Source organism: Alkalibacterium sp. m-11 (genome assembly GCF_054658155.1).
Genome location: NZ_BAAGIR010000441.1, coordinates 1 through 303 on the forward strand (window position 1 = coordinate 1; position 303 = coordinate 303).

The window sequence follows — 303 nt, forward strand, 5'->3', positions numbered from 1 at the left end:
GGGGAAATATCCGAATTGAAGATGGTAAGATCAAACTGCCTAAAATCGGATGTGTAAAGCTTGTCCAGCATCGTACTTTTCAAGGCAAGATTAAATCATGTACGATATCAATGAATAAATCGGGAAAATATTTTATATCCATTCTTGTGGAATCAGCGGACGAAACGCCCCAATTAGTTGAACGGAAGATCGGGATTGATTTGGGTATTTCGGATTTTGCGGTCACCACCAATGATTTAGGGGAAACTGAGAAGCACAAAAATCCAAAACCGCTGTACAAGTCCGAAAAGAAGCTGAAGAAGG

Annotated in this window: 1 pseudogene; it reads left to right on the top strand. The window is 40.3% G+C overall.

Going from position 1 to position 303, the window contains the following annotated elements:
- Positions 1–303: pseudogene (locus ACYQ2O_RS13105) on the top strand (RNA-guided endonuclease TnpB family protein); the annotation flags it as partial.